The organism is Blastococcus mobilis, assembly GCF_900188025.1.
GTDB classification, from domain to species: domain Bacteria; phylum Actinomycetota; class Actinomycetes; order Mycobacteriales; family Geodermatophilaceae; genus Blastococcus_B; species Blastococcus_B mobilis.
The window spans coordinates 372878-393280 of record NZ_FZNO01000001.1 but is presented as its reverse complement, the minus strand read 5'-3'; the positions used below and the strand labels follow the sequence as shown (position 1 = coordinate 393280).

Genomic DNA, 20403 nt, shown 5'->3' with positions numbered 1-20403 from the left:
AGGACACGGCGGGGCGGGCCGGCTCGCCCGCCCCGCCGCATCCCCACTCACATCGCCCCCCCCGCACCGAAACTCGGAGATCTCCTTGCTCGAGCCCCACGCTCACCTGCCCCTCACCGTCGGTCGCCGAGCGGTCGCGCGCACCGGTTGGGCGGCGACCGTCCTGGTGGCACTCCTGTCCGGGTGCTCCTCCTCGCAGTCCGGAACCGCCGCCGAGGACCCGCGGACGGCCGAACCCGGCACGCTGCCGTCCGCACACGTCCACGGGGTCGCGATCGACCCCGGGGACGGGACCCTGCGCCTGGCGACCCATGAGGGGCTCTTCGAGGTCGGCGAGGGCGGTGAACTGACCGCGGTCGGCCCGGTCATCGACCTCATGGGCTTCACCGTGGCCGGCGCCGACCACTACCTGGCCTCCGGGCATCCGGGGCTGCGGGTCGACCTGCCGCAACCCGTGGGCCTCATCGAGACCACCGACGGGGGCGCGACATGGGAGCCGGTGTCCCGACAGGGACAGTCGGACTTCCACGCCCTCACCGTCAGCGACGCAGGCATCCTCGGCTACGACGGGACGCTGCTCCGCAGCGCCGACGGCCGGACGTGGGAGCAGCTGCAGATCCCCGACGAACCGCACACCCTCGCCGCCGCGCCGGACGACAGCAACCTGCTGGCCACCACGCAGCAGGGACTCCTGCGGTCGGCAGACGCCGGCTCCTCGTGGTCCCTCGTCGAGACCGCGCCGCTGTTGCAGGTGGTCACCTGGTCCGGCGACGGCACCACCGCGGTCGGCGTCGACCCGGAGGGCACGGTCTGGACCAGCACCGACGGGGCCGGGACCTGGCAGCAGGCGGCGCGGCTGGGTGCAGCCCCACACGCCGTGGCCGCAGCCCCCGGCGACGGCGGGTCGCAGCGGATCGCCGTCGTCACCGACAACGGTCTGCTGCAGTCCACCGACGCGGGGAAGACGTTCGCCGTCGTGCTGGAACGCTGACCGCCTGCCTGCCGGCGTGGGACTCGCACTGGTCCCCGCAGGCCGTGCACGCCGCCGCGCGGGCCCCCAGTACCGCTCGCGTCAGGTCGGCGTCGTAGCCGGTGTGCCGGGACAGCATCCGTCCGGTGCCGCACACGCCGGCGCAGTCGAGGTCGGTGCGGATGCACGTGGTCAGCTCGGCCACCGTGTCCTCGGACCAGCAGCACTCGGCGCCGGAGCAGCACATGGCTGACGGACCAGGAGACGGCGACCGACCGCGCCGAACGAACAGCCGTGCCCGTCGTCGAGATCGAGGTTCCGGGGCCTGGCCCGGACCGATGGGATCGCCATGGACGCCGTGAAGACATGGACCGTTCACGTCGACATCGACGAGCACGAAGGGCGCACGCGCGCGGTCGCCCGCTTGCGCACAGGTGGTGCCGACGCCCTGGCCGGCACAGGGCTCGCCAGGCTCAACCCCGCGGACCGTGACGTGCCCCGGATCGGCGACGAACTGGCGGCCGCCCGGGCCCTGTCGGAGCTGAGCCATCTCCTGCTCGACATCGCCGCACGGGACATCGAGCAGAGCAGCGGGGTGCCGGCCCACCCCGTCCTGTGACGTCAGGGTCATCGGGACTCAGCTCTCTGTCACCCGGACCGACTCGACACCAGACTACGGACCTCGCGCAGGGCCACGGAGAGCGTTGCCAGGTCCGCCCGGTCGTCGGCGGCGACGTCCTGGAGGACGGCGAGACATCGGCCGACGGCCGGTTCACTGCGCGTGAACCACTGCTGGATCAGCTCGGCACTGTGCTGCGCGGGGTCACCCACCTGCAAGACGTCGGCGGTCAGCGAGGCCCGGACGGCGTAGAGGTCGTCGCGGAGCGCCGCACGGGCCAGGGCCTGCCATCGGTCGTCACGGGGAAGCCGCAGGATGCGCTCGCGCAGCCAGTCGAGGTGCAGCTGTGGGCCGAGAGCGACGTAGACAGCGGCCACCTGCTCCCACTCCCGGCCGGTCGCGGAGGCCACGTCGATGACGTCCAACGCGGAGAAGAGCGCCGGCAGCCCGGCCACCCGTCGGGCGAGCGCTTCGGGGACGCCGTCCGCGGTGAAGCCGGCGACCGCGGCCTCGATTGCCTCGTCCGCTTCCTGCGAGCCGGCGAGCAGGCGCGGTATCTCGTCGGCCAGCAGCGGGACGGACGGCCCGAAGTGCTGGACGGTCGCTCGGATGTCCAGTGGCTGACGTCGGTTCCGGAGCAGCCAGCGGCTCGCGCGTTCGGCCAACGTCCGCCCCTCGAGCCGGAGCCGGATCTGGGTGTCCGTCGAGACATCGGCCAGCGACTCGATCTCGGCGTGCAGCTGCGCCAGCCCGAAGATTTCCCAGCTCGCGAGGTGTGCGCGGGCGATGTGCGGGACGGGGAGGCCGATCTCCTCGGCCAGGCGGAACGCGAACGTGGTGCCGGCGCGGTTGACCATCGCGTTCGTCACGCAGGTCGCGATGATCTCGCGGCGGAGCGGGTGATCCGCCAGGCGGTCGGCGTACCGGTCCCGGATGGCCGTCGGGAAGTAGTCGGCCAGTTCGGCGGACAGGAACGCGTCGTCGGGGAGGTCGGAGGCGAGCAGCTCGTCGGATATCCAGATCTTCGAGTAGGCCAGCAGGACGGCGAACTCGGGCATGACCAGACCGCCCCCGGCCGCCGCGCGCTCGGCCAGTTCGTCGTCCGTCGGCAGGAACTCGAGCGCCCGGTTGAGGCGCCCGGACCGCTCGAGGGCGCTCAGGTATCGCACGTGCACGTCGAGCATGGCGCGCGCCTGCGCTTCGGCGTTGTACAGCGCCCGGGTCTGGGCGGCGTTGTCGCCGAGCACCAGCTCCCCCACCTCGTCGGTCATCTCTGCGAGCAGGGCATCTCGTTGCTTGCCCGTGAGGTCTCCGTCGGCGGCCACGCGGTCGAGAAGGATCTTGATGTTGACCTCGTGATCGGAGCAGTCCACTCCGGCGGAGTTGTCGATCGCGTCGGTGTTGATGCGCCCGCCCCCGAGCGCGAACTCGACCCGGCCCCGCTGCGTGACGCCGAGGTTGCCGCCCTCACCGACGACACGGCACCGTAGTTGGCCGGCGTCGACACGCACCTGGTCGTTGCGCTTGTCCCCCACCTCGGCGTGGGTCTCCGCCGAGGCCTTGACGTAGGTGCCGACGCCGCCGTTCCACAGCAGGTCGACGGGGGCTCTCAGGATGGCGCGGATCAGCTCGTCCGGGGTGAGGAACTCCGCCGTGACGTCCAGCCGGCCCCGGACCTCCGGGGTGAGCGCAACGGTCTTCGCCGTCCGCGGGAAGACACCGCCTCCGGCCGAGATCCGCGATGCGTCGTAGTCCGCCCAGCTGGAACCGGGGAGGTCGAACAGCCGGGTGCGCTCGGCGAAGCTCGCCGCCGGATCCGGATCGGGGTCCAGGAAGACATGCCGATGGTCGAAGGCAGCCACCAAGCGGATGTGCCGGGAGAGCAGCATGCCGTTGCCGAAGACGTCTCCCGACATGTCCCCGATCCCGGCCACCGTGACGTCGTCGTTCTGCACGTCGACGCCGAGGCCGCGGAAGTGGCGCTGGACCGAGATCCAGGCTCCTCGCGCCGTGATGCCCATCGCCTTGTGGTCGTAGCCGGCCGACCCCCCTGACGCGAACGCGTCCCCCAGCCAGAACCCGTACTCCCGAGAAATGGCGTTGGCGATGTCGGAGAAGGTCGCGGTGCCCTTGTCGGCGGCCACGACGAGATACGCGTCGTCCTCGTCGTGGCGCACCACGCGCTCGGGCGGGACGACCTCGCCCGCCACGAGGTTGTCGGTCACGGAGAGCAGTCCACGGATGAATGCCGAGTAGCAGGCGACGACCTCGGCCTGCAGCCGGTCCCGGTCCTTGGGCGGGTTCTTGACGACGAAGCCGCCCTTGGCGCCGACCGGCACGATCACGGCGTTCTTCACCGTCTGCGCCTTCATCAGCCCGAGCACCTCGGTGCGGAAGTCCTCCGGCCGGTCGGACCAGCGCAGGCCGCCGCGGGCGACCGGCCCACCGCGCAGGTGGACGCCCTCGACGCGGGGCGAGTACACGAAGATCTCGAACATCGGCCGTGGGAGGGGCAGGTCGGGGATCTGCGCCGGGGCGAGTTTGATCGAGATCCACGGCTCGGGCTCACCGTGGGGTCCGGCCTGGAAGTAGTTGGTCCGCAGAGTCGCCTCCACGATCCGGAGCAGGGCGCGCAGGACCCGGTCCTCGTTGAGGCTGGTGACGGCGTCGAGCCCGCTCTCGAAGTCGTGGACGATGTGCTTGGCGGTGAGATCCCGGTCCCCGGTGTGATCCGGATCCAGCCGGACCCGGAAGAGCTCGAACAGCCGGCGGGCGAGCCCGGGATGGTTGGTCAGGGTCGTCACGGTGTAGTCCAGGGCGAAGGTGGCGCCGACCTGCCGGAGGTACTTCGCGTAGGCCCGGACGACGGCCACCTCTCGTCCCCGTAGCCCGGCGCGGAGAACCAGTCGGTTGAGCCCGTCGTTCTCCAGGTCGCCGCACCAGACCATGGCGAAGGCCTCTTGGAAGCGCTCCCGCATCCCGTCGGTGTCGAGGTCGGGCATCTGCTCATGGCGTAGCCCGAAATCGTAGATCCAGACCGGATCGGCACCGGCAGGTCGCACCTCGTACGGGCGCTCGTCGACGACGTGGACGCCCATGTTCTCCAGGAGGGGAAGGACGTCGGAGAGGGTGACGGACTGACCGTGACGGAACAGCTTGAACCGCAGCGTGCCCGGCGCGGCCTCCAGCGGTCGGTACAGGTGCATCGCGAGGTCGTCGCCACCGCCGAGTCCCTCCATCCGCCCGATGTCGACGACGGCCGCGGCAGCAGGGGTGTCGTGCCGGTAGGCCGCCGGGAACGCCTCGGCGTAGCGGTCGTGGAGGGCGACCCCGCGTTCCTCGCCGAGCTGGTCGACCAGCGCGTCGTACAGGTCGTCGCTCCACGAGCGCATCGCCGCGACGAGCCGGGCCTCGATCCCGGCGACGTCGTACTCCGGGACCGCGCCGGGTTCGGTGTGGACGGTGATGTGCAGCCGGGCCAGGACCGATTCGCTCACCTGCGTGGCGTACTGCGTGCTCACGCCCTCGAAGGCCGCCTGCAGGATGCCTTCGATGCGGGTGCGCAGAGCCGTGGTGAGCCGGTCGCGCGGCAGGTACACCAGGCAGGACATGAAGCGGCCGAACATGTCACGACGCACGAGGAGGCGGAGGCGCTGACGGTCCTGGATGTCGAGGATGGCCGTCGCCGCCTCGTACAGCTCCCCCGGGTCGATCTGGAACAGCTCTTCGCGGGGGTAGTCCTCGAGGATGTTCAGCAGCATCCGCCCGTCGAAGCTGTCCGGTGGGTAGCCGGCCCGGTCCAGCACGGCCTGCACCTTGCGGCGGAGGACCGGGATGTCCCTGGGCGATTGCCGGTAGGCCGCGCTCGTCATGAGGCCGAGGAAGCGCCGTTCCCCGAGCGCGGCACCCTCGGGGCTCAGCGACTTGACGCCGATGTAGTCCAGGTAGTTGGGCTTGTGGACGGTCGACCGCGAGTTCGCCTTGGTGAGGTTGAGCAGCCCGGGCTCGCGCGCCTTCTGCCGAACCTCGGGCGGCAGTTTCGCGAAGCTGTGCGAGATCGGGCGGCTCCGGCTGTCGCGCAGCAGGCCCAGCCCCGTCCCCGGGACGGCGCACAGCGCGTCCTCGCCGCCCTCTCTGCCCAGCTCGTACTCGCGGTAACCGAGGAACGTGAAGTGGTCGTCTGCGAGCCACCGCAGCAGGGCGGCCGCCTCCTTCCGATCGTCCTCGTCGAGGGCCGTTGCCTCGATCGCCACGAGGTCGGCAACCGCGAGGGCTTGCTCGCGCATCCCTGACCAGTCCTCGACCGCGGCACGCACGTCGCCCAGGACGCGGAGGACGTCCCGGCCCAGGCCGTCCACCACCGCGGCGTCGGTCTGCCGGTCGACCTCCAGGTGGACGAACGACTCGGACACCGTTCCCGACGTCGGATCGTGCGGGGAGAGGATGCCGACGAGCCGCCCCCCTGTGTCGCGACGTACCGAGACGACAGGGTGCACGGTGAGATGCAGTCCGAGGCCGTGCCGGATGACCTCCGTCGTCGCCGAGTCGACGACGAACGGCATGTCGTCGGTCACGATGTCGACGACGGTGTGCGCCGAACCGAAGCCGTGCTCCTCGAAATCCGGGGAGTACACCCGCACTGCGGGTGCACCTGGCGCTCGGTCGAGGGCGAGGGTCAGGTGCGACATCGCGGCGCCGTACAGGTCGTGCACCGACCGAGCCGCCAGGTCGTCGCGAGCGACGTGCCGGTAGTACTGCCCGACGAACGTCTGGAACAGCCGCTGCTGCTCCGGGGTCTGCCGCTCCTGGGCGTACCTCCGGATGTCGTCGATGATCTCGGTCCGGTCCCTGGACGGGATGGTGGGCATGGCGACCCCCTCGTGGCCACGCCCCAGCGTGCTCTCTTCGGAGGCACGCGCCAAGGAGGATGGAGCCGCAGGCCGGATCGCCCGTGCCGCGCACTGGCCGTGCCGTCGCCGGGTCGGGTTCCGTTCCCGGCGATACCGCGGGCTGTGACCTCGGAACGCGCGCCCCTGCCACTCGAGGTCGCCGTCGCGACCCGCGTCTACCTCGACGGCAACATCACGCGCCACCCCCGGTCCCACGTCCTCGACCCGGCAGTCAGGCGCGCAGGAGTCGTCCGCCGCTCAGGTGTCCGGGCCCCTTGCGTCACGTCCCCCAGCGGCGGCCGTGGGGACACCGGGCCCCGGTTCCGCGGCACGGATGGCGGACAGCGTCCGGCGGACGCCGTACTCGTACGAGGTGGGGACGAGTCCGAAGGCGTCCGCGGCGCGGCGGCCGTCGACCACGAACGGCTGCTCGAACTGGTAGACCAGTTCCGCGCCCTCACGTGCGAGGGGTAGGAACCAGCCGAGCGCCCGTACCTGCCTGCTCCCGTGCCGCAGCAGCACCAGACGGGTGCCGGCCTGCCGGCATGCCTCGGCAGCCAAGGTGCGGCCAGTGGTCGGCTCGGGGTGCGGTACGTGCGAGACCGCTGCGTCCGCCCCGTCCTGCAGGCCCAGGACGGCCACGGTCCTCGCGAAGTCATCGACATACGTGGGGGTCAGCGGGAGGTCGGCGTCGCCGACCCAGTGCACCGGCCGACCGCGCAGCGCCGAAGCGAAGACGTTGCCCGCGATGAGGGACCGCACACCGGGCCCGTAGAGCTCCCCCGCACGAGCGATGCTCACCTGCAGACGGCCGCCGGCGGCCGCGTGGAGCATGCGTTCGGCGATCCAGGCCCGGAGGACGCCCTTGGTGCTCACCGGTCGCCACGGGGTTTCCTCGGCCATGGGGCCGCGAACCCGGTCGTACATCCACGTGTCGTCGGCGTAGACCAGCCGCGCCCCCACGGTGCTCGCTGCCTCGACCAGGGCGTCGGTGATCACCGGGAACTGCTCGGTCCAGCGTCCGAGCACCGGCATGACGCAGTGATAGACGCTGGCCGCCCCGCGGCATGCGGCGGTGAGGGCCGCGCCGTCCCGGGCGTCCGCCGCCACGCACTCCACGTCGGGCGTGCCGACGTCGCGCCCGTTCCGGGTCACGGCCCGCACCCTGGCCCCGGCCGCGTGCAGATGCGCCACGACCAGCCGGCCGACCGCGCCGCCGGCGCCCACCACCACGTGGACATCGGACCCTCCGGAGGCCGCCGGGTCGGGCGCGGGCGTGCGCAGCGCCGAGGGCGGTTCCGGCTCGGGGCCCCTCGGCCCGCGGGTCATCGCAGCCTCCTGGATGTGCTTCGCGGCCAGGACGCGGAACGCCTGGCCTCCCTCAGTGACTCACCGACGCCGACCTCGGCCCGCCATGGACTCTGTCGAGGTACTCCAGTACGGCGCGCTCCTCGGCGGGCTGCCGGCGGTGCCCGATGTAGCCGTCGGGACGCACAGGTAGGCGCCACCGCCCTCGGCGCCGTACAGACGGTGCGCCTCCCCGTCCGCATCGAGGAAGGCAGGTTCCTCAGGCCGGTCCGCGAGCGACGTTCCCGCCGGCAGGACGACGCAGGACCGGACGTCCGCACCCGGCGCTGCGTCGACCCGACGAGCGATTCCTGCGAGCCGCGCGCGCTCGTCCCGACCGGCGGCCGTACCGGTGAACAGCAGCAGGGACCAGTGCGGACCGCGGAAGTGGTCGAACAGCCGGGCGGACCCACCCAGGGCGTCGTGTCCGCGGGCGTCCGGGGCCCGGTCGCCCGCATGCGGACCCCGGGAGAAGCGGAGCCGTTCGATCAGGCCCACCGGCGGGTCGCCGTCGACCCGCGACGGCCTCCGCGGGAAGGACGCCTGCCCCTCCAGCCCGAGCGAGCTGCTCCGGTATCCCACGCCCAGCTCCGCGGCGCGGTTCAGGATCGCCCGCTGGACGGCGCTCAGCTGCAGAAGCGGCGTCAGCACTCTTTCTCGCACCACCCGTATCACCGGATGGGGCGAGAAGACGGCGTTGTGTCCGGTGTCGCTGCCCTCGAGGACCGACCGGGCTACCGGGAGGCGCTCCTCCTGGTAGGTGTCGAGCAGCCGGTCGGACGCCTTGTCCTGCAGCACGAGCGCCAGCTTCCAGCCGAGGTTGTAGGCATCCTGGATGCCGGTGTTCATGCCCTGCCCTCCGGCGGGGCTGTGCACGTGGGCGGCGTCCCCGGCCACGAAGATCCGCCCGACGCGATAGCGGTCGACCACGGCCACTCGGGGTGAGAAGTCGGACAGCCACGTGGCGTCGTGGAGACGGACGCCGGGCAGCCCGCGTTCGTCGAACAGCCGCTGGAAGAGCTCCAGCGACGCGGGCTCCACGCTGCCGTCCGCTGCGACCGGGGCGCTGGCCTGCACCTGCCAGGTGCCGGTTCCGGACAGCGGATCCGCGGCCAGGTAGTCCGCGCCGTCGAACCAGGCGTAGGAGATCCCCGGCTCGAGGCCGTCGATGCGCACGTCGCCCAGGACGAAATGCTGGGTCCTCGAGGTGCCCTCCATGCGCAGCCCCACGAGGCTCCGGACGGCGCTGCGCCCGCCGTCGCAGGCGACCACGTACCGTGCCCGAACGCGTTGAGGGGCGGCGTGGCCGGTCTCGGAGCTCAGCGTGGCCGTGACCCCACGCTGGTCCTGGGCGAGGTCCGAGAGATCGAGGCCGAGTTCCACCGTGCCGCCGAGGCTCTCCAGCCGGTTCCGCAGAACCTGTTCGGTGCACCACTGCGGAAGGATCAACAGATCCGGATACGGAAGGCCCGGACGCGCGGGCCGCGCCGGCAGGCGCACGTCAGCGGTCAGTCGCCCGCCGACGTAGAGGCGTAGATGGTTGTCCCGCCGACCGAGCTGCAGAACCGACTCGACGATCCCCAGGTCGTCGAAGACCTCGAGGCTGCGGGGCTGCAGGCCCTTGCCGCGGGAGCGGTGATGGAACTGGACGGCCTTGTCGATCACCCGACAGTCGATGCCACGCCGCCGCAGCTCACAGCCCAGCGTCACCCCGGTGGGACCAGCCCCACGACGAGTACATCGGTCTCGCTCGTCCTCATGCCCGCTTCCCTCCATGACCCACGGGCGTGCTGCGCCCGCGTCCGGAACCAGGCCTGGACGGCCGACGACGACGGGTGCATGCTTCCGACGAGGAGGCGGCGGATCCGGCGAAAGCTACGCGGAGGCCCGACGGAGGGCAATAGGTCCTGACGGCGAAGGCCCGGCGACCGGTGACTCGTCCGGGACAACGCCGACGCCGACAACCCACGGCGCGCTGCGCGGGGTCCTCCGGGCCCGCAGTTCCGGCGCGTGGCGGAAGCGCGGGCGCCTCCCCTACCGGTCAGTGGCGCGATGAGGCCCGGTGCCGGGCGAGGACGTCGAGGCCGAAGTCCGACTCGGGGTCACGCCACACCGAGTGAGCATGGTTCGCCTTCCGCTGCGTGTTGTCCCACTCGACCAGGAGCCGGGGTCCTTGCAGGCGGTAGTAGTGCGGTTCGCCGGGCGCTGTGGACCCCGCCCACGCGAAGTGGACGGCGTCGAGGACCGCGTCGTCGTCGTAGCGACGCAGCGGGGAGACCTCCGAGGGAACGCGGTCGAGATATGTGCCGAGCAGCGCCCGCACCATCACGCGTTGTTCGGGGTCGAGTTCGGCTGCCGGCACGCCTCTGGGTTCGGCGGTGTACTCCACCGCCACGTGGTCCGCGTCGTCGTACCCGGCGGCCACGTCAATGGCGTCGCTCAGGTCCTGCAGCTTCGCCTGCTCGACCGGGTCCGGAAAACGCTCGTCCCGCCAGATCCCGGCGAGCGGGATCACCCGGTCGCCCGGGGAGATCGTCGTGCGGTTGGCGGTGACCAGGTCCGAGGGAGCCCTGGGCAGCAGCACGGCGCGAGCCGCGAGGCCGGGACGCAACGACCGGACGAGATCCCGGGCGAGGTCCTCCACGCGGGCCAGCGGCCGGTTCACCGCCCCACCGAGCAGCGGCGACGTGGCGGGATCGGCGCCGAGGAAGCACGGAGTCGTCGCGACGACCGCGCCGTCCACCACGAGATTGTTCAGGGAGACGTGGTGTCCACCGAAACGCCATCCCCATGTCCCCCGCTCCCCGGGCTCGCCGAAGACCCGGAGGTAGTACAGGCCGGGGTCACGACCGCGCTCCCGGTCGAAGCGGGTCACGAAGCCCTCCGCCCCGTCGAGGACGTTCTCGAGGCCGATGATCGTCGCCACCGTGACGTACCCGGCCGTGGACACTCCCGAGGCCACGAGCCGCATGGCCGCTCGCTGCTGGGCCGGTCGCTGTGCGTGGAAGGTCAGGCCACCGTGATCGGTGGGTGTGTAGAACCAGCGTCGGCGCTCGGCATCGGATGCGTCGTCCGCAGGCGTCGCGCCGGCGGCGACCCGCCGCTGTTGCACGTCCAGGCTGTCCAGCCACGCGTTCGCCGCCTCGGCCATCCGCCGAGCCACCTCCCGCGCGGGACCGTCGTCCTGGGCGACCTCCCCACCGGCCATGGCCGGAATGTAGCGCCACGGCGTACCGGCATGCCCGGTGAGGACGCGATGCCCGCCTCACCTCCAGGAGTTCGCCGCGCGCATCCCGGAGCTGCTGGACGACAAGGGGCTGACGATCAACCGCGTGCGCCGCATCGCGTGACCACGGGCGCCGGGGAGGATGCGGCCCGGGGCGACCTCACGTGAGCCCGTCGCCGCGACCGTCGAGGGGGCGACGGTCGCGGCGTCACCGGCCTTCGACGACCGGGTAGTCAGGACGCCCCGTCCGCGCCCACGTGACGACGTTTCCTGCTGCCTTGCGCCGCAGTTCCACCTCGGACTCCCGCGAGTACCACGCGACGTGCGGCGTCACGAGGGCACGGGGATGGGCCAGCACCGGGTGGTCGGGCGGTGGCGGCTCCTCGGGGAGCACGTCGAGGGCGACGCCCGCCAGCACTCCCTCCTCCAGGGCCCGGAGCACGGCGTCGAGCTCGACCAGTCCGCCGCGGGCGGTGTTGACGAGGTAGGACGCGGTCGGCATCCGCGCGAGCAGGTCCGCCCCCACGAGCCCGTGCGTCTCGCGCGTCAGAGGCAGATGGAGCGTCACCGCGTTGCTCCGGGTGAACAGCTCCTCCAGCCCCACCTGCGAGGCGATGTAGGGATAGAGGATGAACTCGCCGCTGGCCATGCCGACGCCGGCAGCGATGATCCCGGGGCCGATGACGTGCCGGAAGCTGGGGGCGGCTCCGGCATGTCCCGAACCGACGGCGCGGCCAGGTGCTTGGTCGGGAACAGGTCTACCACCGACGAAGGGTGGCCTCCCGGACGGGTCGTGACCATCGCGCCCCCCCGCGTGAGCTGCATCACTGTCGAGGCGTACATTGCTGCACGCTCCCGGCTCGGGGCAACCTGGGTCGCGCGGTCGCGATCAGACCGAGACGTTCGGGTAGTCGCCGGTGCCGTGCGGCGTGAAGGCGACGTGGCGCCTCGAGAGGTCCGCGCTGCGTCGCACGCCGAGCAACTGCATCGAACGCTGGTACTCCTCGGCGAGGATCTCGTACACGCGGAGAACGCCGTCCCGACCGCCGGCCATGAGTCCGTACAGATACGCACGGCCGATCATCACGGCGTCCGCTCCGAGCGCGCGGGCGGCCAGGATGTCCTGGCCGTGGAGGACCCCACCGTCGATGAGCACCGTTGCGTGCTGCCCGACGGCCGCACGGATCGCGGGCAGCACGTCCAGCGTCGCAGCCGAGCGGTCAAGCTGACGCCCGCCGTGGTTGGAGACCACCACGCCGTCGGCCCCGTGCTCCATGATCTCGCGGGCCGAGTCGGGAGTGGTCACACCCTTGACCAGGAGGTTGCCCCGCCACCGCCGCCGCAGCCAGTCCAGCGCGGCGACATCCAGCCCGGGGTCGAACATCATGCCGGCCACCTCACCCGGGGTCGGGTTCCCCTGGACGCCGGTGAGCGATGCGAACGTCAGCCCCCCGGTGGTCAGCTCGTTGAACCACCACACCGGGAACCGGGACATGTTGAGCACGGTCCTGGCGGTCAGCGTCGGCGGGATGGTCAGGCCGTTGGCCACGTCCCTGAGCCGCATGCCGGACACCGTGGTGTCGACGGTGAGCAGGACCGTCGAGTACCCGGCCGCCTCGGCCCGGGACAGGAGGTCGTCATTGAGCTCCGGGTCGGTGGTGAAGTACAACTGGAACCAGAGGTCGGCCTCGGGTGCGGCGGCGCGGACGTCCTCGATCGAGGTGGAGCCCACCGTCGAGAGGGCGTACGGCACCCCGACGTGCTCGGCGACGGCCGCGACGGCCGCTTCGCCGTGGTGGTGCATCATCCGGGTGTAGCCGGTGGGAGCGAACACCAGGGGCATCGCGATCCGCGTGCCGACAGCTCCACGCTCGTGTCGGGATCGGCGACCGAGCGCAGCGCATCCGGGTGGAACGTGACCCGCCGGTAGGCCGCCAGGTTCCGGGCCGCCGTGATCTCCTCCTCGGCCGCGCCGTCCACGTAGTGGAAGACCGCGCGGGGAGTGGTCCGCTGCGCCGCCGCGCGTAGATCGCGGACGGTGAGCGCCCCCGTCAGGCGCCGCGCCGTCCGGCCGAACCGCGGCCTCCTGAACTGGACCACGTCACGGAGCTCGGACCACTTCGGTGCCCGCCGAGCGGTCCGGACCGGCCCCAATGGCACCTTGTCCGTCACGCTCCTCGCCCCCTACGAATAAGGCGGATCCGTCGACGACCGGCGCGGCACGCGGCGCGGGTCCAGGGTCGCAGTCAGGACGGCCGACCGCTCGTCGTCGACGGATGCCGCACGCGGAGCGCTGTTCTGCGGCGGCTCGTCCTCAGCCGCTGCACCCGTCACCGGTCGACCACGTTCCTCAGCTGCTCCCCCTTCATCAGCGCCGCGAGGTTGGTCGAGATGAGCTCGTCGGCGCCCACCGGCCGACCGCCGGCGGCATGCGGCGTCAGCAGCAGATTGGGCGCCTCCCAGAGCGGCGAGTCCGCGGGCAGCGGTTCGGCAGCGGTGACGTCCAGGGCGGCGCCGGCGATCCGGCCGTCCGCCAGTGCCGTGACCAGCGCGGCCTCGTCGACGGTGGAGCCGCGTCCGACGTTGACGACGTGGGCGTGCGGGGGCAGAGCAGAGAGCCGGCGGGCGTCCAGCGCGTTCGTCGTGGCGGGCGTCGACGGCAGGATCATGACCAGGACGTCGGTCCGTCCGAGCTCGGACTCCAGTTCCTCCTCGGTGACGACGGGGAAGCCCGACCGCTCCCCCGGGCTGCGGCCGATTCCGCGGACCTGGGCACCGAGCTGGCGAAGCATGGGCGCGAGGGTCTGCCCGATGTGCCCGAACCCCCAGACGAGCACCCGGGCGTCGAGGAGCGTGGTCACCGCGCCCGGAGGATGCAACGGCTGGAGGCCGCCGAGCTCGTCGGCCCAGCGATGCTCCGCCTGCGCCCTCGCTGCGGCGGGCAGGCGCCGGACCAGCGCGAGGATCAGTGCCAACGCGTGCTCGGCGACGGGCCGGTCGTGGAGTCCCAGGCCGGCGGTGACGACGACCTCGTCCGGGAAGCCCGCGGCGAGGACCGCGTCCGGCCCGGCCGCCAGGGTCTGCACCCAGCGCAACCGCGGCATCCGAGCGGCGACGTGGGCGAGGTGCTCGCCGGAACTGCCCCAGACCACCATCGCCTCGGCATCGAGGTGCGCGTCCGGCACCGGGGCCGAGGCGTCGTAGGTGACTGCCTCGACCCCCTCGAGCAGGGACGGGCTCAGCGGGAGCGAGTCAGGGAGCAGGAGCTTCATGGGGGATGTCCGCTTTCGGTCGAGGTCCGACGTGCGCCTCCGTCCGGGCGGGTAGCCCCGTCAGGCGGTGCCCCACGTCGGCCCCGTCGGCTCAGGACCGCGTCGTCGGGACGGAATGCGCAGCCCTGGGTCGTCGGCGAGAGAAGCATCAGCATGCTCGCCGCGGGAACGGCCGTGCCAGCCGATGCACGTGGCACACGACCGCAGCACACTCCCATCATGCGGACCAGCCGTGCGGCCGTCACGCACGACCACGCGGGGCACGCCTGGTCTCCCTCGGCGACCGGGGGGCGCGCGCCCGGCGGGTCGCCGCCGTGAAGGTCACCGAGATCGAGACCTTCCTGGTCCCGCCACGTTGGCTCTTCGTCAAGGTGTCGACCGACGAGGGGCTCGACGGCTGGGGCGAGGCAACCCTCGAAGGGCGCAGCCACACCGTCGAAGCGGCGATCCGGGACCTGGAAGACATCCTGGTGGGCCAGGATCCACGCCGGATCGAGGACCACTGGCAGGTCATGACCAAGTCCGGGTTCTACCGCGGTGGGCCGTCTTCTCCTCGGCCGTGGCGGGACTGGACCAGGCGCTGTGGGACATCGCCGGCAAGTCCTACGGCGTGCCCGTCCACCAGTTGCTCGGCGGCCCCGTGCGCGACCGCGCCCGCGTCTACGGCTGGATCGGTGGCGACGAGCCGGCGGAGATCGCCGACCGGGCCGCCGAGATGCGAGCCGCCGGCTTCACCGCCGTGAAGCTCAACGCGTCCGGCCGGATGAGCCCGCTGGACACGACGGTGGCGATCGACCGCACTCTGGGTCTGGCCGCCGCCGCGCGGGAGGCGATGCGGCCCGACGGCGACTTCGCCCTGGACTTCCACGGCCGGTTCACGACCCCCATGGCGCGTCGCATCGTGTCCGAGCTCGAACCGCTGCGACCGCTGTTCGTCGAGGAGCCCGTCCTGCCCGAGCACTCGAGCCACCGGCTGAGGGACGTCGTCGACGCCACGACCCTCCCGATCGCCACGGGGGAACGGCTCTACAGCCGCGCGGACTTCCTGCCCGTGCTCCAGGCCGGCATCGCCGTCGCCCAGCCGGACGTCTCACACGCGGGCGGCATCTCCGAGTGCCGCCGGATCGCGGCTCTGGCCGAGACGTTCGACGTCCTCCTGGCCCCCCACTGTCCCCTCGGTCCCATCGCTCTCGCGGCGTACCTGCAGGTGGACTTCGCGACACCCAATGTCCTGATCCAGGAACAGAGCCTGGGCATCCACTACAACACCACCTCCGACCTCCTGGACTACCTCGTCGACCCGTCCGTGTTCGCCTTCGCGGACGGCTGGTGCGCCCGTCCGACGGGGGCGGGCCTCGGCGTGGAGATCGACGAGGTCGCCGTCCGCCGAGCCGCGCGGACGGGGCACCGGTGGCGGGGGCCGATCTGGCGGCACCCCGACGGCTCCTTCGCGGAGTGGTGACGTTCCGTCGTCAGCATCGGCCGGTCCTCCGCGCCCCTCACGTGGTCGGGCTGGGAAGCGGTGGCGCGCCGGGCGAGGACGGATCGGCCAGGGCCGGTGGATCGCGATGCGTTGCTGCGCATCCACGGCCAGCGCGCCGATGGAAGACCTCCGGGCGCCTGAGCGGGCGCCGTACCCGGCCCGGAGACCCATGTTCCTGCTCGTGTTCGCCGTCCCGGCCCTGCTCGTCGTCGTGCTCGGCTACGTCGTGGGCTACGGGCTGTGGTCCTGGATCGGCGGCTGTCTCGACGCCGTCCTCGGAACGTCACTCGCCGGTGGCGCCGAGATCGCGGGATGGGTGACCGGTCTCGTACTGCTCCTGGGGGTGGTGCGGGCGGCGATCCGTCGGTCGCGGGCGCGACGCCCGTGAGGCCTCCCCACTGGTCCTCAGCGGCGTCCGCCCGCATCCTGTCCGGGCGGGTGATCACGACCGTCAGGAGGACGTCGATGAGGGTGACCGTGCTCGGGGCAGGCTCCTGGGGGACGACGGTCGCCGCCCTCATGTGCCGACGCGACCACGAGGTGCTCCTCTGGGCGCGCAATCCCGACGTGGCTGCCGAGGTCGATGAGCAGCGCTCCAACGAGGCCTATCTGCCCGGTGCCCGGCTGCCCGCGCGGTTGCGCGCGACCGCCGACCTCGAGCGGGCATCCCGGCACGCGGAACTGCTGGTGGTGGGGGTGCCGACGGGGGCGTTCCGTGAGGCGCTCGAGCTGACCCGGCCGCACCTCGCGCCGTGGATCCCGGTGGTGAGTCTCAGCAAGGGGCTCGAGCGCAACACCCACCTGCGCATGACCGAGGTGATCAAGGAGGTGCTGCCCGGGCGGCCGGCCGCGGCCCTGACCGGCCCCAACCTGGCGAGGGAGATCCTGGCCGGCCAGGCCGCGGCCAGCGTGATCGCGACCGAGGACCTGACCGTCGCCGCGGCGCTGCAGCGCGAGTTGGCCCGCGGCGTCTTCCGCGTCTACACCCACCACGACGTCGTCGGCTGCGAGATCGGGGGCGCGCTCAAGAACGTCATCGCGATCGCCACCGGCATGGCCCAGGGCCTGGGCGTGGGCGACAACACCCGATCTGCGGTGATGTCCCGCGGCCTGGCCGAACTGACCACCCTGGCCGTGGCCATGGGGGGCGAGGCGACCACCCTCGCCGGGCTCGCCGGCATGGGCGACCTGGTCGCCACGTGCATGAGCCCGCAGAGCCGTAACCGCCACGTCGGCGAGCAGCTGGGCCTGGGTCGGTCGCTCGACGAGATCCTGGGTGAGATGCGCATGGTCGCGGAGGGTGTGAAGACGGCGTCCACGGTGGTGGAGCTGGCCGACCACCACGGGCTCGACATGCCGATCGCGCGGACCATCCACGACGTCGTCACAGGTCGGATCCGGGCCTCGGAGGCCTACCGGGGCCTCACCCGGGCGGTTCCGGCCGGACACGAGCTCGACCCGGGGTGAGCGGCCGTCATCCCCCTGACGTGCCTCGCACGCCCGGTGCCGGTCCCGCGCTCACGCCCAACCTCGGGCTGCTTTCCCTGGACGCTGGTCAACGGAAGTGGTCGAGGGCGCCGAGCACCGTCGGCCAGGCTGCACTTCGGGGGTCGATCAGCGCGAAGTGCCCGGAGACGACCGCAGTCAGCACCGCCCCGGGATGGTGCCGCACGTAGGACTCGCTCACCTCGACGGGGACGATGCCGTCTTCGGTCCCGTGCACGATCCGGACCGGTCCCCCCGGGGAGGGCAGCAGCGCCGGGTCCAGGTCAGGACGCGCGGCGGCGTCCTCCCCGAGGAAGGCCGGCACCGCATCGCTGCCCAGACGTAGCGCCTGCGCCCGACGCAGGTCGGCCACCGGCGCCAGGGCCAGGACGCCGGCCGGAGCATGTGCGGGTCCGAGGGTCGCGGCCGCCTGCAGCGCCAGGTGTCCACCGGCGGAGTGCCCGACGAGCAGGACGCGGGTGTCCCGCCCGCCGGCGAGTCCAGGCCGCCCGGTGATCGCCCGCACGGCCGCATGGACGTCCGCCACGGCGAGATCGGGCCGGCCGGGGATGCGGCGGTACTCCGGCGTCACCGTCGGCCAGCCGGCCGCGGCGAGGGCCTCGGTCATCGGCCGGACGTGCACCCGGTCGAACTTCGGACGCCAGAACCCGCCGTGCAGCAGCACCAGCAGCGGCCGGTCGAGCGCGTTCGTCCCGGCGAACCGGACGTCGGCCACCTGCCCGTCGTCCGGGCCGTACGCGAAGACGGCGTCCGGCGCCGACGCCGTCCGGGTCAGCACCGACCGATCCTCGGAGTCCGACGTCATCAGAGCTCCGTCCGGTGCATCCGGTGGCGAAAGATCATGCGGTAGTACTACTCGATCGGTCGAACGGCGCCTCGGCAGCGACCTGGACGGCGATAGCGGCCGGCACGGAGAGGGAGGGTCATGGCGATCGAGAACGGCGTTCGCGCCATCGAGGACGGTGTGGCGACGGACTTCACCGCCACGATGGACTACGGCGGCTACCTGGCGCTCGACACGCTGCTGTCCGCGCAGCGCCCGATCAGCGACCACCACGACGAGCCGCTGTTCATCATCGCGCACCAGACGACCGAGCTGTGGCTGAAGCTGGCGCTGCACGAGCTGCGGGCCGTCCGAGCCTGTCTCGACGCCGACGACGTCCGGCGCGCGCGCAAGGGACTGGCACGGGTCAAGCACATCTTCCGGACCCTCACCGACCAGTGGTCGGTCCTCGCGACGCTGACGCCCAGCGAGTACATGGAGTTCCGCGGTGTCCTGGGCAACGCGTCCGGCTTCCAGTCCTACCAGTACCGCGCCGTCGAGTTCATCCTCGGCAACAAGAACGAGCGCATGCTCAAGGTGTTCGTATCCAGGCCGGAAGCCCACGACATGCTGGCGGAGCTGCTCGACTCCCCCACCGTCTACGACTCCTTCCTGTCCTTCCTGGCGCGCAGCGGTCACGAGATCCCGCAGCAGGTCCTGGACCGCGACGTGCGGAAGGCGTGGGTCGAGGACGCGTCACTGCTCCCCGTGTACAAGGCGATCTACGAGGACACCGCGGCGCACTGGGCGGAGTACGCCACCTGCGAGGACCTCGTCGACCTGGAGGACGCCGTGCAGCTGTGGCGGTTCCGCCACCTCCGGACGGTCCAGCGGACCATCGGCTTCAAGACGGGCACCGGCGGTAGCTCGGGGGTCGACTTCCTCCAGCGGGCGCTGGACCTGACCTTCTTCCCGGAGCTCTACACGGTGAGGACGTGGATCGGTGCGTGAGGACCGCGTGGACGTCCGGCTCCCCGACGAATTCGTCGAGCTGGCCGTCGAGCGCGACGTTCGCGATCCGCTGGCCGCCCTGCGATCCGAGTTCGTCCTGCCCGACGGTGTCCTCGCCTACCTCGACGGCAACTCGCTCGGCCGGCCGCTGAAGGTCACCCGCGAGCGTCTCGCCGGATTCGTCGACGGCGAGTGGGGCGAGCGTCTGATCCGCGCCTGGGACGAGTCCTGGATGGACCGTCCGACGGCCGTGGGCGACCTCATCGGGCGCGCGGTCCTCGGGGCTTCCCCGGGGCAGACGGTCGTGGGCGACTCCACCACCGTCATGCTCTACAAGCTCATCCGCGCAGCGGTCGACGCCCGGCCCGAGCGCTCCGAGATCGTCGCCGACACCGAGAACTTCCCGACCGACCGCTTCATCCTCGCCTCGATCGCCGCGGAGACCGGACGGACGATCCGGTGGATCGAGCCCGACCCGGCGACAGGCGTGCAGCGAGCCGAGGTCGACGCGCTGCTGGGCGACCGGACGGCGCTCCTCGTGCTCAGTCACGTGGCCTACAAGTCCGCCTACATCGCCGACCTGCCGGGGATCACAGCCGCGGCGCACCGGGCCGGCGCCCTCGTGCTGTGGGACCTCTGCCACTCCGCCGGCGTCGTCGACGTGCAACTGGACGCCGCCGCTGTCGATCTCGCCGTGGGCTGCAGCTACAAGTTCCTCAACGGTGGACCGGGCGCGCCCGCCTACGGCTACGTCGCCCAGCGGCTCCACGAGGAGCTGGCGCAGCCGATCACGGGCTGGATGGGCCACGCCGAGCCGTTCGCCATGGGCCCGGACTACGTCCCCGCGTCGGGCATCCGGCGCTTCCTCAGCGGCACCCCGCCGATCCTGTCGATGATCCCGATCGAGGACATGCTGGCGCTGATCGAGCGGGCCGGCATGCCGGCCATCCGGAACAAGTCGGTCCTGCTCACCGACTACGCGATCGCGGTCGCCGACAAGGTCCTCGCCCCGCTCGGGGTCGTCGTCGCCTCGCCTCGCGACGCCGAGCACCGGGCGGGGCACGTCACCCTCGAGCACGACGCGATGAAGTCGGTCGTCGACGAGCTGTGGCGTCGGGGCATCATCCCGGACTTCCGGCCGGCCCGCGGTCTTCGAGTCGGCCTCTCGCCGCTGAGCACCAGCTTCCGCGAACTGGCGACAGCTCTGGCGCACATCCAGCAGATCCTGGAGTCCCAGGACGACTGAGGAGCCGGAGCGGTTCCTCGTGCACGGATACACCCGGCAACGTGTCCGGCGGTGGAGTGTGGGTAGCCGCT

Annotated in this window: 15 protein-coding genes and 2 pseudogenes; 8 read left to right on the top strand and 9 right to left on the bottom strand. The window is 72.0% G+C overall.

Annotated elements, in window-relative coordinates; translation table 11 throughout:
• Positions 1-85 precede the first annotated feature (85 nt).
• A complete protein-coding gene (locus CHB94_RS01775; RefSeq protein ID WP_254920333.1) occupies positions 86-991 on the top strand; it encodes a F510_1955 family glycosylhydrolase in 906 nt (301 codons plus the stop codon).
• Here CHB94_RS01775 and CHB94_RS27010 read toward each other — a convergent pair.
• On the bottom strand, positions 924-1217 hold the full coding sequence (locus CHB94_RS27010; protein ID WP_497006390.1) for a four-helix bundle copper-binding protein: 294 nt from the start codon (positions 1215-1217) through the stop codon (positions 924-926). The genes CHB94_RS01775 and CHB94_RS27010 overlap by 68 nt on opposite strands.
• A 102-nt stretch (positions 1218-1319) precedes the next feature.
• On the opposite strand from CHB94_RS27010, the gene CHB94_RS01765 reads away from it, so the two are divergent.
• Positions 1320-1589: a DUF1876 domain-containing protein gene (locus CHB94_RS01765; RefSeq protein ID WP_089334831.1), complete on the top strand. Its 270-nt coding sequence runs from the start codon at positions 1320-1322 to the stop codon at positions 1587-1589.
• A 29-nt stretch (positions 1590-1618) separates the two neighbouring features.
• On the opposite strand, the gene CHB94_RS01760 is transcribed toward CHB94_RS01765, so the two are convergent.
• From CHB94_RS01760 to CHB94_RS01725, 7 genes and pseudogenes are all read right to left on the bottom strand, one after another.
• Positions 1619-6457 carry an NAD-glutamate dehydrogenase gene (locus tag CHB94_RS01760; RefSeq protein ID WP_089334830.1) on the bottom strand — a complete coding sequence of 1613 codons (4839 nt, stop codon included), beginning with the start codon at positions 6455-6457 and terminating at the stop codon, positions 1619-1621.
• A 279-nt stretch (positions 6458-6736) separates the two neighbouring features.
• Complete coding sequence (locus tag CHB94_RS01755; RefSeq protein ID WP_089334829.1) at positions 6737-7807, bottom strand: NAD-dependent epimerase/dehydratase family protein; 1071 nt, start codon at positions 7805-7807, stop codon at positions 6737-6739.
• A gap of 60 nt (positions 7808-7867) precedes the next feature.
• Positions 7868-9601, bottom strand: coding sequence for an FAD-dependent monooxygenase (locus tag CHB94_RS01750; protein WP_089334828.1), 1734 nt, complete (start codon positions 9599-9601; stop codon positions 7868-7870).
• Positions 9602-9866: 265 nt separating this feature from the next.
• Positions 9867-11033, bottom strand: a complete 1167-nt coding sequence (locus tag CHB94_RS01745; protein WP_217899119.1) for a DUF3500 domain-containing protein — start codon at positions 11031-11033, stop codon at positions 9867-9869.
• 226 nt (positions 11034-11259) lie between these two features.
• Positions 11260-11700 (bottom strand): NAD(P)-dependent oxidoreductase, encoded by a 441-nt coding sequence (locus CHB94_RS01735; RefSeq protein ID WP_089334827.1) that lies wholly within the window; start codon positions 11698-11700, stop codon positions 11260-11262.
• A gap of 240 nt (positions 11701-11940) precedes the next feature.
• A pseudogene (locus tag CHB94_RS01730) lies at positions 11941-13031 on the bottom strand (alpha-hydroxy acid oxidase).
• A gap of 350 nt (positions 13032-13381) precedes the next feature.
• On the bottom strand, positions 13382-14323 hold the full coding sequence (locus tag CHB94_RS01725) for a phosphoglycerate dehydrogenase (RefSeq protein WP_089334826.1): 942 nt from the start codon (positions 14321-14323) through the stop codon (positions 13382-13384).
• A 5-nt stretch (positions 14324-14328) separates the two neighbouring features.
• Here CHB94_RS01725 and CHB94_RS26925 point away from each other — a divergent pair.
• The 4 genes and pseudogenes from CHB94_RS26925 to CHB94_RS01710 form a co-directional block, all read left to right on the top strand.
• Positions 14329-14841: pseudogene (locus CHB94_RS26925) on the top strand (hypothetical protein); the annotation flags it as partial.
• Positions 14826-15785 carry a galactonate dehydratase gene (gene dgoD / locus CHB94_RS01720; protein WP_438264907.1) on the top strand — a complete coding sequence of 320 codons (960 nt, stop codon included), beginning with the start codon at positions 14826-14828 and terminating at the stop codon, positions 15783-15785. The pseudogene CHB94_RS26925 and the gene dgoD, both read left to right, overlap by 16 nt.
• A 190-nt stretch (positions 15786-15975) precedes the next feature.
• The gene (locus CHB94_RS01715; protein ID WP_089334825.1) at positions 15976-16194 is read left to right on the top strand and encodes a hypothetical protein; all 219 of its coding nucleotides are present in this window, start codon (positions 15976-15978) and stop codon (positions 16192-16194) included.
• A 77-nt stretch (positions 16195-16271) separates the two neighbouring features.
• Positions 16272-17273, top strand: coding sequence for an NAD(P)H-dependent glycerol-3-phosphate dehydrogenase (locus CHB94_RS01710; protein ID WP_089334824.1), 1002 nt, complete (start codon positions 16272-16274; stop codon positions 17271-17273).
• An 88-nt stretch (positions 17274-17361) separates the two neighbouring features.
• Here CHB94_RS01710 and CHB94_RS01705 read toward each other — a convergent pair whose 3' ends face one another.
• Positions 17362-18117 carry an alpha/beta hydrolase gene (locus CHB94_RS01705; protein ID WP_089334823.1) on the bottom strand — a complete coding sequence of 252 codons (756 nt, stop codon included), beginning with the start codon at positions 18115-18117 and terminating at the stop codon, positions 17362-17364.
• Positions 18118-18237: 120 nt separating this feature from the next.
• On the opposite strand from CHB94_RS01705, the gene CHB94_RS01700 reads away from it, so the two are divergent.
• Both CHB94_RS01700 and CHB94_RS01695 read left to right on the top strand, forming a co-directional pair.
• Entirely contained in the window at positions 18238-19086 is an 849-nt protein-coding gene (locus CHB94_RS01700) for a tryptophan 2,3-dioxygenase (RefSeq protein ID WP_089334822.1), read from the top strand.
• Positions 19079-20332: a kynureninase gene (locus CHB94_RS01695; RefSeq protein ID WP_176445359.1), complete on the top strand. Its 1254-nt coding sequence runs from the start codon at positions 19079-19081 to the stop codon at positions 20330-20332. The genes CHB94_RS01700 and CHB94_RS01695 overlap by 8 nt, the downstream gene beginning before the upstream one ends.
• Positions 20333-20403 lie beyond the last annotated feature (71 nt).